The following is a 12,510-nucleotide window of genomic DNA, read 5'->3' on the forward strand; positions in this document are numbered from 1 at the left end:
GCGCCTGACACCTCCCCCTGGCGGGGGAAGATTATGGTCGCTCAGTTCCCTTCCGGGCCGGTATAGTTGGCCAGCTCGTCGCCGAGCAGGGTCACCACGTGCAGCACGTTGGTCGAACCCGGCGTCTTGAACGGCACGCCGGCGCAGACGATCACGCGATCGCCTGCCTTGGCGAGGCCGTGGCGGAGCGCCATGCGCTTGGCCTTGGCGACCATTTCCTCGAACGAGTCGACATCGCGCGTGTTCACCGCATGCGTGCCCCACAGCAGGCCAAGTCGGCGCGCCGTGTCGCGTTCCGGGGTGAGCACCAGGATCGGCACCAGCGGCCGCTCGCGGGCGATGCGCCGCGCGGTCGAGCCCGAGCTGGTGAAGCAGATAATGGCCGAGGCCGACACCGTCGCCGCGATGTTCTTCGCCGCTTCGGCAAGCGCGTCGGCGGTCGTCGGATCGGGCTTGGTGACGGTGAAGTGGACGCGGTCGCCATGCGCCGGATCACGCTCCACCGCATCGGCGATCGAGTTCATCATCGACACCGATTCGACCGGCCACTTGCCTGCGGCGCTCTCGGCCGAAAGCATGATCGCGTCGGCGCCGTCATACACCGCGGTCGCCACGTCCGACACTTCGGCGCGGGTGGGCGAGGGGCTCTCGATCATCGATTCGAGCATCTGCGTCGCGACGATCACCGGGCGGCCCAGGCGGCGCGCCGATTCGACGATGCGCTTCTGCAGCGGCGGCACCTGCTGCGGCGGCAGCTCAACGCCGAGATCGCCGCGTGCGACCATCACGCCGTCGCACTGCTCGAGGATCTCCTCGAGGCGGGCGATGGCCGACGGCTTCTCGATTTTGGCGAGCAGGGCGGCCTTGCCGCCGATCAGACGGCGGGCTTCCATCAGATCCTCGGGGCGCTGGACGAAGCTGAGCGCGATCCAGTCCGCGCCCTGCTCGACCGCGAAGCTGAGGTCGCTGCGGTCCTTCTCGGTCAGCGCAGCGAGCGGCAGCACCATGTCGGGCACATTGAGGCCCTTGTTATTCGAGAGCGGGCCGCCGACCTCGACGATCGTGGTCAGCCGGTCGGGTGCGACGTCGGTCACGCGCAGCACCAGCTTGCCATCGTCGAGCAGCAGGCGGGCATCGGGGTGCGCGGCTTCGAAAATCTCGCGGTGCGGCAGCTCGACGCGGGTGGCGTCGCCCGGCGTGGGATCGCGGTCGAGCGTGAACTGGTGGCCGGTGACGAGCATGACCTTGCCGTCGGCGAACTTGCCGACCCGCAGCTTCGGCCCCTGAAGGTCGGCGAGGATCGTGGTCGGGCGACCGGTGATCGCCTCCATGCCGCGGATCGCCTCGAACAGCGGAATCTTCGAGGCCTGGTCGCCATGGCTCATGTTGATGCGGAACGCATCGGCGCCGGCCCGAAACAGCTTCTCGATCATTTCGGGGGACGCGCTGGCGGGTCCCAAAGTTGCCAGTACGCGCACCTTGCGCGAGCGGGGGGAGATCGCCTGTGTCATCGTTGTCTTCCTCGGCTTGTGCGTGCCCGCCTCTAGCCCCAAATGCGTTAACATCAACTGCGGAGGTGCCAAATGGATGAACTAGATCGCCTGGATGACGCAACAGCGGCCAAAGCGTTCCGTCGGCTGGTGCGGCATTTGCGGCATCGGCACGACGCCCAGAACATTGATCTGATGGGTCTTTCGGGCTTTTGTCGGAACTGCCTGGGCGACTGGATCCACGAGGCGGATCCGAGCATCGCCAAGGCCGACGCGCGGCGAATCGTCTACGGGATGGAGCAATCCGAGTGGAAGGCGAAGTACCAGAGCGAGGCGACGCCCGAGCAATTGGCGCGCATGGAAGAGAGCCTGAAGAAGAACGAGGGCCGCGACGATGCGCTCGACGAGGCGCTTGACGAGAGCTTCCCGGCCAGTGATCCTCCCAGCATGACCGACCCCCACGCCTGAGTTGGGGGCGACAGGGGGAGACGGGCATTGAAGACGTTGCTGCTGGCCGCGCTGTCCTGTTCCGTGGCCGTTCCCGCCCTTGCCCAATCTTCCTCCAAGGTCACCTATGTCCAGGCCGGGCGCCTGCTCGACCGGCCCGGCCAGGCGCCGCGCGGCGCCAGTACGCTGATCCTGCGCGACGGCAAGGTCGCCGAGGTGCGCGACGGCTTTGTCGCGCCCGAGGCGGGGGCGACCCTGGTCGATCTGCGCGACAAGTTCGTCCTGCCGGGGCTGATCGACCTGCACGTCCACCTCTTCTCCGAGGGTGACCCGGTGAAGGAGCGGATGAACGCGCTCACCGAAGACGAGGCCGACGAATTCGTCATCGGCATCGAGGATGCGCGGCGCGATCTGGAGGCGGGCTTCACCACGGTCCGCGACCTCGGCAGCAATCCCCGCGCGATCCGGGCCCTGCGCGACGCGGTGGAGCGCGGCGCGATCGCGGGACCGCGAATCGTCAATGCCGGGCGGATGATCTCGGTCTCGGGCGGGCATGGCGACGGCACCAACGGGCTTGCCGAGGAATTCGCCGAGGCGGTGGCACACCGCCAGATCAATACCTGCGACGGCGCCGATGATTGCCGCCGCGCCGTGCGGCAGCAGATCGGGCTGGGCGCACAGGCGATCAAGTTCGCCGCGACCGGGGGCGTGCTTTCCAACGTCGCCGGGGGCCTCGGCAAGCAGATGTCCGACGAGGAGATGAAGGCGATCGTCGACACGGCGCACGCCTTTGGCCGTCGTGTCGCGGTCCACGCCCATGCCGCCGAAGGCGTGCGCGGTGCGGTGGAGGCGGGGGCCGATTCGATCGAACATGGCAGCTTCCTCGACGATGCGACGATCGCCGCGATGAAGGCACACGGCACCTGGCTCGTCCCGACAATGATCGCGCCGGTGACCGCGCTCGCCAATGCCCGGGCGGGCAAGCTGCCGCCCGCCACCATCCCCAAGGCCGAAGCGGCCGCCGCGGCAGCGGCCGCCAGCCATGCCCGAGCGATCAAGGCGGGGGTGAAGATCGCGTTCGGCACGGATACCGGCGTGTCGCGGCACGGCGAGAACGCCAGAGAGTTCGCGCTGCTCGTCCGCGCGGGGCTGACCCCGGCGGGGGCGATTCGCGCGGCGACACTGGACGCCGCCGACGCGCTCGGTCGCAAGGACCAGCTCGGTTCGCTCGAACCGGGCAAGGCAGCGGACCTGATCGCGGTGGCGGGCGATCCGCTGCAGGACGTGACCGTGCTGGAACATGTCGACACGGTTGTCCGAAGCGGCGTGGTGCACAAGCTGGGCGGCAAGCGGCAGGTCTTCCCGCAGGACGGTGGTTGAGCGCGGGCGTCGGCTGGCGTACAGGGCCCGCCGGATTCCTTTCCTTTCGGACGATCCGACCTGCGCGACTCTCGCGCGGCGTGCCTCGTCCGATCCCATGCTTCAGGAGCTAGAACACCCATGTCCGACAATATTTCCGCCGAGCAGCTCCGCCTCCTGATCGAGCGTGTCGAGCGTCTCGAAGAGGAGAAGAAGGGCATCGCCGACGACATCAAGGACGTCTATGCCGAAGCCAAGTCGACCGGCTTCGACGTGAAGACGATGCGCACCATCGTCCGCCTGCGGAAGATGGAAAAGCATCACCGCGAAGAGGCCGAGATGCTGCTCGAAACCTACAAGCAGGCGCTGGGCATCTAATCCCGCGCCGATGGCGCTCGCTGGCCATCCGCGCTAAGGCGAGCGCTTCCACCTCTTCCAAATCGCAGGCAGTTCGGGTTCACCATGGCAGGCCATTCCAAATTCAAGAACATCATGCACCGCAAGGGCGCGCAGGATAAGAAGCGCTCGGCGATGTTCTCCAAGCTCAGCCGCGAAATCACCGTGGCGGCAAAGATGGGTCTGGCGGACCCGGACATGAACCCGCGCCTGCGCGCCGCGATCAACGCCGCCAAGGCGCAGTCGATGCCCAAGGACAATATCCAGCGCGCGATCGACAAGGCGAGCAAGGGCGAGGGCGATAACTACGAAGAGATTCGCTACGAGGGCTTCGGCCCGGCGGGCGTCTCGCTGATCATCGAGGCGCTGACCGACAACCGCAATCGCACCGCGACCAACGTGCGCACTGCGGTGTCGAAGAACGGCGGCAACCTCGGCACCGCCGGTTCGGTAAGCCATGGCTTCGATCGCCTGGGCCTGATCTCCTATCCGCCGAGCGCCGGCGACGCCGAGAAAGTGTTCGAGGCGGCGCTGGAAGCGGGCGCCGAGGACGTCACCAGCAGCGAGGACGGCCACGAGATCTGGACCGGCCAGGGCGAGCTGCACGAAGTCGCCAAGGCGCTGGAGCCGGTGCTCGGCGAGTCCGAGGGCGCGAAGCTCGCCTGGCGGCCGCAGACGATGGTGACGGTGGGCGCGGACGATGCCGCGACGCTGTTCAAGCTGCTCGACGCGCTGGATGACGACGACGACGTCCAGACGGTTTGGGGGAATTACGAGATCCCTGACGACGTGATGGAGAAGCTGGGCTAAGCTGGCGATCTACTAGCCCCTCCCCTTCAGGGGAGGGGTTGGGGTGGGGACTGGCAGAGTAGCCAAGCGGCCCGCTGGTGGTACATCCTGTCTCCGAGGGAGGGCAGGGATGGTCACCGAAGCCGAGCTATACGCCCGAGCGCGCGAAATGCGGCGCAATCCAACCGAGCTGGAGAAGCGCCTGTGGCGCCACCTCTCCAATACCCAGCTCGGGCACAAATTCCGCCGGCAGCAGGTGGTGTTCCCCTATATCTGCGACTTCTTCTGCCCCGCGAAAGGGCTGGCGATCGAAGTGGATGGCGACACGCATGATCCCGGGCGCGACGAACGACGCGACGCCTACCTTCTAAGCCAAGGATTTCTCGCCCTGCATTTCTCGAACTACGAGGTTTTCGACAATATCGACGGCGTGCTCGCAGTGATCGTCGAGGCACTCAAAACCCGTTCGGATCGCTGGTCCGCCATGCCCCACCCCAACCCCTCCCCTGAAGGGGAGGGGCTAGGCTCGTGATCATCCTCGGCCTCGATCCCGGCCTTGGCACTACCGGCTGGGGGCTCATTCGCGCCGAGGGAAACCGCCTTGGCCATGTCGCGCATGGCAAGCTCGTTACCGACACCAAGGCAGAGCTCCCCCGCCGGCTCGCCCATCTCGATGCGATGCTCGCCGCGCTGATTGCCGATCATGCCCCCGAGGCGGCGGCGGTCGAGGAAGTGTTCGTCAATTCCAACGCGCAGTCGACGCTCAAGCTCGGCCAGGCGCGCGGGGTGGTGCTGTGCGCCGCGGCGCGGGTGGGGATCGACGTGGGCGAGTATAAGCCGAGCACGGTCAAGAAGTCCGTCGTCGGGGTTGGCAATGCCGACAAGGAGCAGGTCCATGCGATGGTCTCGCGGCTGCTGCCGGGGGTGAAGATCGTCGGCGCCGATGCTGCCGACGCGCTCGCGGTGGCGATCTGCCATGCGCACCATCTGGCGAGTGCACGGTTCGGGGTTCGGTAGCGGGACCTTCGCAATGCTCGTCATCCCGGCGAAAGCCGGGATCCAGACGCCTCTTGCTATCAGCAGGGACCGGAGCGGAGACCCCAATGGATCCCGACTTTCGTCGGGATGACGGCTCGGGGGTGCCTGCGCACTATCCGCAAACAAAAAGGCCGGAGCGTCGCCGCCCCGGCCTTTCCGAAACCCATCGGGTCAGCGGATCAATACACCCGCTTCTTCGGCTTGATATACTCGATCGCGTCGGTGAGCGTGTAGTCGTGGACCGGGCGGTAATCGAGCTCGGTCTTGCCGCCCTTGCCGCCCCAGCCGTCGAACGTCGCGATGGTGTGCTTCATCCAGCCGGCATCGTCGCGCTCGGGGAAGTCCTCGTGCATGTGCGCGCCGCGGCTTTCCTTGCGGTTGATCGCGCTGCGGATCGTCACCATCGCCTGGCCGAGCAGGTTGTCCAGCTCGAGCGTCTCGACGAGATCGGTGTTCCAGATCAGCGAGCGATCGCTGACATGGACGTCCTGCAGGCCCGCATAGACCTGGTCCATGTGCGCCACGCCCTCGGCCATCAGCTCCTCGGTGCGGAACACGGCGCAGTGGCGCTGCATCGTCTTCTGCATGTCGGCGCGCAGCTGCGACGTGCGGGTGCCGCCGTTCGCATTGCGGAAGTGATCCAGACGGCCCAGCGCCAGCGCTTCCGAATCCTTCGGCAGCGGGTGGTGCGGGGTGTTCGGCTTCAGGATGTCGACGATCCGCTTGCCGGTCGCGCGACCGAACACGACGAGGTCGATCAGCGAGTTGGAGCCGAGGCGGTTTGCGCCGTGCACCGACACGCAGGCCGCTTCGCCGACCGCGAACAGGCCGGGGACCACCGCATCCGGATTGCCATCCTTCAGATGGACGACTTCGCCGTGATAATTGGTCGGGATGCCGCCCATATTATAGTGGACGGTCGGCACCACCGGCAGCGGCTGGCGAGTGAGGTCGACGCCGGCGAAGACCTTGCCGGTCTCGGTGATGCCGGGCAGGCGCTCGTGCAGGATCTTCGGGTCGATATGGTTCAGGTGAAGGTAGATATGGTCCTTCTCCTTGCCCACGCCGCGGCCTTCGCGGATCTCCATCGCCATCGAGCGCGACACGACGTCGCGGCTGGCGAGATCCTTGGCGGACGGTGCGTAGCGCTCCATGAAGCGCTCACCCTCGGAATTGGTGAGATAGCCGCCTTCGCCGCGCGCACCCTCGGTGATCAGCACGCCCGCGCCGTAGATGCCGGTCGGGTGGAACTGGACGAACTCCATGTCCTGCAGCGGCAGGCCGGCGCGGAGCACCATCGCGTTACCGTCGCCGGTGCAGGTGTGCGCCGAGGTGGCCGACTGGTAGACACGGCCATAGCCGCCGGTCGCCAGCACCACCGCATGGCTGCGGAAGCGGTGGATCGAGCCGTCTTCCATGCACAGCGCGATCACGCCGCGGCACTCGCCATTTTCCATGATCAGGTCGAGCGCGAAATATTCGATGAAGAAGTCCGCGTCGTACTTCAGGCTCTGCTGGTAGAGCGTGTGCAGCATCGCATGGCCGGTACGGTCCGCCGCAGCGCAGGTGCGCTGCGCGGGCGGGCCTTCGCCCATGTTCTGCATCATGCCGCCGAACGGGCGCTGGTAGATCTTGCCTTCGTCGGTGCGGCTGAACGGCATGCCGGCATGCTCGAGCTCGTAAACCGCGGCCGGGGCCTCGCGGGTCAGATACTCGATCGCGTCCTGGTCGCCGAGCCAGTCGGAGCCCTTGACGGTGTCGTACATGTGCCAGGTCCAGTGGTCCGGACCCATGTTGCCGAGGCTGGCGGCGATGCCGCCCTGCGCCGCCACGGTGTGGCTGCGGGTGGGGAACACCTTGGTGATGCAGGCGGTCTTGAGGCCCGACTGCGCCACTTCCATCACCGCGCGGAGGCCCGAGCCGCCCGCGCCGACGACGACGGTGTCATAGATGTGATCGATGATCTTGTAGGCGGCGGGCATCAGGCGGCCACTCCGGTGGTGGTGAAGGCGATCTTCAGGATGGCGAAGATCGCGAGCACGCGGACGGTGATCGTGAAATATTCGAGCAGGACCAGCAGCACGAAGCGGCTTTCGTCGTGCTGATAGTCCTCGATCACGACCTGCAGGCCGTGACGGAAGTGGAAGGTGACGCTGAGCACCAGGAGGATCAGCGGCACAGCGACCAGCGGCTGGGCGATCCAGGCCTGCATCGTCGCATAGTCATAGGCCGGCAGCAGGGCGATCGAGACGATCAGCCACAGTACCAGCAGCAGGTTGGATCCGGCGGAAACCTTGTGCTTCCACCATTCGCCCGCGCCTTCATGCGCGGAGCCGAGGCCGCGGACGCGACCGAGCCGGGTGCCGTTACCCATGGGCCTTCTCCAGAAGCACGACCCAGAAGATCGCAGTGGCGAGGATGCTGACCGCGAAGGTGGTGAGCGCGCTGCGCTTGTTCGCGCGCAACTCGAAATTCGCGCCTGCATCCAGGAAGAGGTGGCGGACGCCCGAGGCCATGTGCTGGAAGAAGGACAGGCTCAATCCGATCCCGACGACATAGCCGAGGATGTTGAGCTGGCCGTTCTGCAGCGTGAACACGTCCAGGAACGTCGCATAGGCATCGGGGCCATAGGCGAGCGCGACCAGCCACCAGACGAACAGCCCGGTGCCCACGGTCGCCATGCCGGAGCCCGTGGCGCGGTGAATGATCGAGACCGCCATGTGCGGTCCCCATTTGTAGATGCCGAGATGCGGCGACAGCGGTCGTGCCGTGTTGCGGACGTTGGCCAACGATAAATCCTTTCGGTCGACGCGGGCTTCCTTAATCCCGCCAGACGAGGATGCAAGACGGATTGCCCTTAGGTTCAGCCGGGCGGTGCGCGCAAGATGTTGCGGAGCGGCAATGGCACACAGGCTCCTAACCGCCTCTTAACCACTGGCCCGGCATAGCTTGTGGTCGACGCGGCCGAAGCGCGGCCGCCGACCGGGGATAAAAAGTACGTGAGCGATTCGGTTTCCACCCAGGCGCTTGCCGCCGCCGGCACGATGAGCGCGCGGATCGACGTGGCGGCGCGGCTGCATGTGTTCGACTTCGAAGGCTCGCTGCAGCAGTCGAGCCGCGAGTGCTGGGATATTCTGGAACCCGAAATTGAAGGCGTCTCGGCCGCCTATTGGCACCAATGGGTCCGCTGCTTCCCCGAAGAACGCGATTGGGCGCCCTCCGATACGGCGAAGATGATCGATGTGGGCGTGGTATTCCTGCGCAACCGCTTTCTGGAGACGACGGGCAAGACCTGGATCGAGTCGATCGAGCGTTCGGTCGCCGCAGCCTATGAAAAGGGCGTGCCGCCGATGGCGCTGCTCTCGATGATCAGCGCGAGTGACCGCGCCGCGCTGGAAGTGCTGATCCGCCGGGTCGGCGGGATCGATCCGCGGCTGCCGGCGCTGGTGGATACGCTGATGCGCCTGTCAGCGCTGGAAGCGGACATCACGGTGGAAATCTACAACATGTACCGCGAACACAGCGCCCAAGTGGCGCGCGACCGGCTGGCGAGCGAGTTCCGCGACTCGATCGGCGCAACGGTGGAGCAGGCGTCGCGCGGCGGCGAGGAACTGCGCGATCAGGCGGTGCATACTTCCGCTTCGGCGCGTGGCATGCTGGGCAAGGCGAGCGAAGTGGCCGCGGCGGCGGAACAGTCCGCGGTGGCGATGCGCGAGGCCGCGATGACCGCCGCCGGCCTGATCCGCGCGATCGAGGATGCGCGTACCGAAGTGGAAGCGGCGGCGGCAATCGCGACCCGCGCTTCGGGCCAGGCGACCGATGCCGTCGGCATGAGCGAGATGCTGTCGGAGCACGCCAAGTCGATCGAATCGATTCTCGGCCTCATCCGCGACATCGCGGGGCAGACCAATCTGCTGGCGCTCAACGCCACGATCGAGGCGGCGCGGGCGGGCGATGCCGGGCGCGGCTTCGCGGTGGTGGCGCAGGAAGTGAAGAGCCTCGCCAGCCAGACCGCGCGGGCGACCGACGATATCGCCGCCAAGATCGCCGCGATCCAGTCCGCGACGCGCTCCACGGTGGCAACCAATGCCTCGATCCGTGAGACCGTCTCTGAGGTGCAGGAAAGCGCCAACCGCATCCGCACCGCGATGGAAGTGCAGGCACAAACCGTCACGGCGATCACCGCGGCGGTCGATGAAACCGCGCTGGCGGCAGACTCGATGTCGGCGACGATCGGGGCGATTCGCGAGGATACCAAGAGCGTCACCAGTGAGATCGACACGCTCCAGCACGATGTGACCGAAGTGGACGATCGCCTCAACCAGTTGCGCGCAGCGGCGGAGAGCTTCTCGACGGCGGTGGAGGCATAAGCCACTCCGAGCGGGGCCGGTCAGGCCCCGTCGCGTGCAGACGCGCCGCACATAGCCGCGCGCGGGCAACGGCTGATCGCGTGTACCGCTGCAACTATTTGGCGATGGCTCGAAATCGTTGTTCCATGGCGAAGCACAGCTTTGGAAGGCGAGTCATGCGCATTTCTCGAACAGCGATCCTCTTTCTGGCGCTCTTCTCCAGCCCGGTCAGCCTGGCCCAGACGCAGGACTTCACGTTCAATGGCTGGGCCTGGTCCAACATCATTCCATCGGTGGCGCAGACGGACATCCTCGGGTCCCATCTGCGCCAGTTGCGACAGGAGGACGAGGCGCGTGCCGCTGCTTCCGGTCGGGCTGCCGGCACCCAGGCCGCACCGGCCGACGCCGTGCGACTGCGCTATGTGCCGTCGAAGGCGCGACGCGACGCGAACATTGCGAGCTTCGTGGCCAAGACCAGGGCAAGCGATCCGGCGGGTGCGCGCGGCCTGGAGGAACTCGTTGCCAAGGACGACATCATTGCCCGCATTTCGCCGCTGATCAGCCCCTATGGTCTGCGCATCGACGATGTTGCCGACGCCTATGCCCTTTGGTGGGTCAGCGCCTGGGAGGCGACCCATGGCCGCGACGACACGTTCGACAAGACCACCTACCAGGCGGTACGCGCGCAGGCGGCACGTGCGCTGTCGTCGACGCCGGAAATGGCAGCGGCGGACGATCGTGCGAAGCAGCAGCTCGCCGAGGCATTGCTCATCCAGTCGGTGCTGCTTGACGCGATGATGGAGCAGACGAAGGCCGATCCGGCCAAACGGGCTCTTGTCGCCAAGGCTGCAGCCAAGGGCGGCCGGGGCATGGGGCTGAACCTGACCGCAATGACGCTGACGCCGACGGGCTTCACCGCGGCTGCGCATTGACGGACACGCAGGATGCCGGCGCGCAGGCCATGGGGTGACGCATCCCCATGCCCGCGCTAGGGCAGGGCCATGAAGACCCATATCCTCCTTACCGGCAGCAGCCGGGGCATCGGCGCGGCGACGGCCGCGCTTCTCGGCGAAGACGACCACGTCCTGCTGGTCGGCCAGGGCACGCGCAGCGGTATCTCCGCCGACTTCACCGACCCCGCCGCACCGCAAGCGTTGTGGGCACAGGCGCTCGACGCGCTGGGCGGGCGGATCGACGTGCTGATCAACAATGCCGGCATCTTCGAGGCGAATCCGCTCGATGCCGCGCACGACGACTGGGTCGACGGCTGGGAGCGGACCATGCGCGTCAACCTCACCGCCTCGGCCGAACTTTGCCGTCTTGCCGTGCGGCACTGGCAGGAGCGCGCCAGCGGCGGCCGCATCGTCAACGTCGCCAGCCGTGCCGCCTATCGGGGCGACAGCCCGGCGCACTGGCATTATGCCGCGTCCAAGGCGGGCATGGTCGGCATGACCAAGTCGATCGCGCGGGGCTATGCCGCGCAGGGCATCCTTGCCTTCGCGATTTGCCCGGGCTTCACCATGACCGGCATGGCCGAGGACTATCTGGAAAGCCGTGGCGGCGATAAACTGCTGGCCGACATTCCGCTCGGCCGGGTTGCGATGCCGGAAGAAATCGCCGCCATCGCTAAATTCTGCGCGCTGGATGCGCCGCCCTCGATGACCGGTGCGGTGCTCGACGCCAATGGAGCCAGCTATGTCCGCTGAGATCGACAGCTGGAAGGTGAGCCTGCCCTGCACCCGTGCGGAGGCCGAGGCGATCGACGCGGGCACGATCGAGATCGAGGCCGTGTTGATGACCACCGAAACGGTGGAGGACGATGTCGAGCATTGGCGGCTCGATGCCTATCTCGAGCAGGAGCCCGATGCGGCCATGCTCGCGGCGCTGAAGGCGCTGGTGCCGAGTGCGGGCGATGTCGAGCCGGAGGTCGAGGCGCTGACCGCGCAGGACTGGGTCACGCTGAGCCAGGAAGGGCTGGAGCCGATCCGCGAAGGCCGCTTCGTCGTTCACACCAGCGCCCATCCTGTCGAGGCACCCGAAGGTGGCCGCGCCTTCCTGATTGACGCAGGCCGCGCCTTCGGAACCGGGCACCATGCGACGACCTCAGGGTGCCTCGCGATGCTGGACGGCCTTTCGAACAAGCAGTTCGCGAACATCATTGACGTTGGAACGGGTACCGGGCTGCTTGCCTTCGCCGGTGCCCATCTCTGGCCGGACGCCAGAATCATGGCGACGGACATCGATCCCGCCGCCGTGGACGTGACGCGCGAGAATGCGGCCGCGAACGACATCGAGGGCGTCGACCTGGTGGTGGCGGACGGCGCGCTCTCGGATGCGATCACCGCCAAGGCGCCCTACGACCTCGTCATCGCCAACATCCTGGCGGGGCCGCTGGTATCGATGGCGCCGGAGCTGGCCGCCATCGCCGCGCCAGGCGCAACGATCGTGCTGGCTGGCCTGCTGGAGACGCAGCGCGCGCAGGTGGTGGAAGCGTTCGAGGTGTGCGGCTGCACGCTGGAAGCGTTTGACCGCCGCGGCGACTGGACGATACTGCGGCTCGCCGCTGGCGCGACGCGCTACGTGCCCGTCACCCCGCCCGACCCCAAGGGCCGCGACGGCTGGGCCCTGGATATTTGAGGGAT

General features: G+C 66.8%; 14 protein-coding genes. 10 read left to right on the plus strand and 4 right to left on the minus strand.

Translation table 11 applies throughout. The annotated features are described in order from the left end of the window. Positions 1-41: 41 nt before the first annotated feature. Complete coding sequence (gene pyk, locus A7X12_RS16045) at positions 42-1,511, minus strand: pyruvate kinase (protein ID WP_064312543.1); 1,470 nt, start codon at positions 1,509-1,511, stop codon at positions 42-44. A gap of 72 nt (positions 1,512-1,583) precedes the next feature. Between pyk and A7X12_RS16050 the strand changes: the two genes are divergently transcribed. The 6 genes from A7X12_RS16050 (at position 1,584) to ruvC (ending at position 5,498) form a co-directional block, all read left to right on the plus strand. Beyond that, on the plus strand, positions 1,584-1,958 hold the full coding sequence (locus A7X12_RS16050; protein ID WP_064312544.1) for a DUF1244 domain-containing protein: 375 nt from the start codon (positions 1,584-1,586) through the stop codon (positions 1,956-1,958). Positions 1,959-1,985: 27 nt separating this feature from the next. After that, positions 1,986-3,317 carry a metal-dependent hydrolase family protein gene (locus tag A7X12_RS16055; RefSeq protein WP_064312545.1) on the plus strand — a complete coding sequence of 444 codons (1,332 nt, stop codon included), beginning with the start codon at positions 1,986-1,988 and terminating at the stop codon, positions 3,315-3,317. A 120-nt stretch (positions 3,318-3,437) separates the two neighbouring features. Continuing rightward, positions 3,438-3,674 (plus strand): DUF2312 domain-containing protein, encoded by a 237-nt coding sequence (locus A7X12_RS16060; RefSeq protein ID WP_010543233.1) that lies wholly within the window; start codon positions 3,438-3,440, stop codon positions 3,672-3,674. A gap of 84 nt (positions 3,675-3,758) precedes the next feature. Next, positions 3,759-4,502: a YebC/PmpR family DNA-binding transcriptional regulator gene (locus tag A7X12_RS16065; protein WP_064312546.1), complete on the plus strand. Its 744-nt coding sequence runs from the start codon at positions 3,759-3,761 to the stop codon at positions 4,500-4,502. Positions 4,503-4,611: 109 nt separating this feature from the next. Continuing rightward, positions 4,612-5,013 (plus strand): endonuclease domain-containing protein, encoded by a 402-nt coding sequence (locus tag A7X12_RS16070; protein ID WP_084445575.1) that lies wholly within the window; start codon positions 4,612-4,614, stop codon positions 5,011-5,013. Then, the gene (gene ruvC / locus A7X12_RS16075; RefSeq protein WP_064312547.1) at positions 5,010-5,498 is read left to right on the plus strand and encodes a crossover junction endodeoxyribonuclease RuvC; all 489 of its coding nucleotides are present in this window, start codon (positions 5,010-5,012) and stop codon (positions 5,496-5,498) included. Before A7X12_RS16070 ends, ruvC begins: the two co-directional genes overlap by 4 nt. A 200-nt stretch (positions 5,499-5,698) precedes the next feature. Here ruvC and sdhA read toward each other — a convergent pair whose 3' ends face one another. The 3 genes from sdhA to sdhC are packed head-to-tail and all read right to left on the minus strand — an operon-like array spanning position 5,699 to position 8,308. Continuing rightward, positions 5,699-7,501 (minus strand): succinate dehydrogenase flavoprotein subunit, encoded by a 1,803-nt coding sequence (sdhA, locus tag A7X12_RS16080; protein WP_064312548.1) that lies wholly within the window; start codon positions 7,499-7,501, stop codon positions 5,699-5,701. Next, positions 7,501-7,893, minus strand: a complete 393-nt coding sequence (gene sdhD / locus A7X12_RS16085) for a succinate dehydrogenase, hydrophobic membrane anchor protein (protein ID WP_064312549.1) — start codon at positions 7,891-7,893, stop codon at positions 7,501-7,503. Before sdhD ends, sdhA begins: the two co-directional genes overlap by 1 nt. Further along, on the minus strand, positions 7,886-8,308 hold the full coding sequence (gene sdhC, locus A7X12_RS16090) for a succinate dehydrogenase, cytochrome b556 subunit (RefSeq protein ID WP_064312550.1): 423 nt from the start codon (positions 8,306-8,308) through the stop codon (positions 7,886-7,888). Before sdhC ends, sdhD begins: the two co-directional genes overlap by 8 nt. Positions 8,309-8,563: 255 nt before the next feature. On the opposite strand from sdhC, the gene A7X12_RS16095 reads away from it, so the two are divergent. The 4 genes from A7X12_RS16095 (at position 8,564) to A7X12_RS16110 (ending at position 12,505) form a co-directional block, all read left to right on the plus strand. Continuing rightward, complete coding sequence (locus A7X12_RS16095) at positions 8,564-9,889, plus strand: methyl-accepting chemotaxis protein (protein ID WP_064312583.1); 1,326 nt, start codon at positions 8,564-8,566, stop codon at positions 9,887-9,889. A gap of 155 nt (positions 9,890-10,044) precedes the next feature. Next, complete coding sequence (locus A7X12_RS16100) at positions 10,045-10,800, plus strand: DUF6683 family protein (protein WP_064312551.1); 756 nt, start codon at positions 10,045-10,047, stop codon at positions 10,798-10,800. 69 nt (positions 10,801-10,869) lie between these two features. Beyond that, the gene (locus A7X12_RS16105; RefSeq protein WP_064312552.1) at positions 10,870-11,574 is read left to right on the plus strand and encodes an SDR family NAD(P)-dependent oxidoreductase; all 705 of its coding nucleotides are present in this window, start codon (positions 10,870-10,872) and stop codon (positions 11,572-11,574) included. Then, positions 11,564-12,505: a 50S ribosomal protein L11 methyltransferase gene (locus tag A7X12_RS16110; RefSeq protein WP_064312553.1), complete on the plus strand. Its 942-nt coding sequence runs from the start codon at positions 11,564-11,566 to the stop codon at positions 12,503-12,505. The genes A7X12_RS16105 and A7X12_RS16110 overlap by 11 nt, the downstream gene beginning before the upstream one ends. Positions 12,506-12,510 lie beyond the last annotated feature (5 nt).

This window comes from Sphingomonas sp. TDK1 (genome assembly GCF_001650735.1).
GTDB lineage: Bacteria > Pseudomonadota > Alphaproteobacteria > Sphingomonadales > Sphingomonadaceae > Sphingomonas.

Bases quoted from the DNA above. Each gene is read 5' to 3' on its own strand.
- A7X12_RS16050 (WP_064312544.1), top strand. From the start codon at position 1,584: ATGGATGAACTAGATCGCCTGGATGACGCAACAGCGGCCAAAGCGTTC.
- A7X12_RS16105 (WP_064312552.1), top strand. From the start codon at position 10,870: ATGAAGACCCATATCCTCCTTACCGGCAGCAGCCGGGGCATCGGCGCG.
- A7X12_RS16070 (WP_084445575.1), top strand. From the start codon at position 4,612: ATGGTCACCGAAGCCGAGCTATACGCCCGAGCGCGCGAAATGCGGCGC.
- pyk (WP_064312543.1), bottom strand. From the start codon at position 1,511: ATGACACAGGCGATCTCCCCCCGCTCGCGCAAGGTGCGCGTACTGGCA.
- A7X12_RS16065 (WP_064312546.1), top strand. From the start codon at position 3,759: ATGGCAGGCCATTCCAAATTCAAGAACATCATGCACCGCAAGGGCGCG.
- A7X12_RS16060 (WP_010543233.1), top strand. From the start codon at position 3,438: ATGTCCGACAATATTTCCGCCGAGCAGCTCCGCCTCCTGATCGAGCGT.
- sdhD (WP_064312549.1), bottom strand. From the start codon at position 7,893: ATGGGTAACGGCACCCGGCTCGGTCGCGTCCGCGGCCTCGGCTCCGCG.
- A7X12_RS16110 (WP_064312553.1), top strand. From the start codon at position 11,564: ATGTCCGCTGAGATCGACAGCTGGAAGGTGAGCCTGCCCTGCACCCGT.
- sdhA (WP_064312548.1), bottom strand. From the start codon at position 7,501: ATGCCCGCCGCCTACAAGATCATCGATCACATCTATGACACCGTCGTC.
- A7X12_RS16095 (WP_064312583.1), top strand. From the start codon at position 8,564: ATGAGCGCGCGGATCGACGTGGCGGCGCGGCTGCATGTGTTCGACTTC.
- A7X12_RS16100 (WP_064312551.1), top strand. From the start codon at position 10,045: ATGCGCATTTCTCGAACAGCGATCCTCTTTCTGGCGCTCTTCTCCAGC.